Source organism: Novosphingobium bradum (assembly GCF_042646485.1).
GTDB lineage: Bacteria > Pseudomonadota > Alphaproteobacteria > Sphingomonadales > Sphingomonadaceae > Novosphingobium > Novosphingobium bradum.
This window is the reverse complement of sequence record NZ_JBHRTQ010000002.1, coordinates 1-1,009: the sequence shown is the minus strand read 5'-3', so window position 1 is coordinate 1,009 and position 1,009 is coordinate 1. Positions and strand designations below refer to the sequence as shown.

The window sequence follows — 1,009 nt, the reverse complement described above, 5'->3', positions numbered from 1 at the left end:
TGCCCAAGGGCGCGACCCCGGTGGACTTCGCCTATGCGGTCCACACCGATCTCGGCTCGATGGCGGTGGGCGCCAAGATCAACGGCCGCCATATGCCGCTGCGGACCGTGCTGGGCAATGGCGACGTGGTGGAGATCATCAAGAGCAAGACGTCCTCGCCCCAGTTGTCCTGGCTGTCCTTCGTGGTGACCGGCAAGGCCCGGGCCGCGATCCGCCGGGCGGTGCGCGCCAAGGAGCGGGCCGAGATCGCGGTGATCGGGCGCAAGCTGTTCGACGAGATCGCCGCCCGCCTGCCCACCAAGGTCGGCAAGAAGGCGATCCGCGAGGCCGTCCAGCGGCTGGGGCTGGAGGACGAGGAAGACCTGATGGTGGCGATCGGCACGGCCAAGCTGGCCGACCGCCAGGTGATGGAAGCCCTGGTTCCGGGCAGCGCGGCCAACCTGCCTGCGCCCGAGGAATGGCCTCGCCAGGAGCGCGCGATCTCGATCCGCGGGCTGACCGCGGGGGTGGCCTTCAGGCTGGCCGATTGCTGCCATCCGGTGCCCGGCGATCGGATCGTCGGCCTGCGCCGCCCGGGCGAGGGGGTGGAAGTCCACGCGATCGACTGCATGAGCCTGGCCGACGGGGTGGATGCCGATTGGCTGGACCTGTCATGGGGTGATCGGACGACCGGGGCGATCGGGCAGATCCGGGCGGTGCTGTTCAACCGGCCGGGGACCCTGGCGGAAATGACCGGCATCTTCGCCAATGCCCATGCCAATATCGTGCGGCTCGAGATGCTCAACCGCGATGAGATGTTCGGCACTTACGAGGTGGATATCGAGGTATCGGACCTGGCGCACCTGACGCGGATCGTATCGGCCCTGCGCGCGAGCGAGGCGGTGGCCAGCGCCGACCGGATCTGAATCTGGAGTCGTTTCCACTTACGTGGAATCGGCCTCGGGCCGCTCCCCCTTCCGACTAGGGTCCGGACTCAATTGGCCCACCAGATGATGGCGGCGACGATGAG

The 1,009-nt window shown here is 68.2% G+C and carries 1 protein-coding gene; it reads left to right on the top strand.

Going from position 1 to position 1,009, the window contains the following annotated elements:
* On the top strand, positions 1-905 hold a 905-nt coding region (locus ACFOD9_RS01180; RefSeq protein ID WP_379508253.1), incomplete at its 5' end, for a RelA/SpoT AH/RIS domain-containing protein.
* Positions 906-1,009 lie beyond the last annotated feature (104 nt).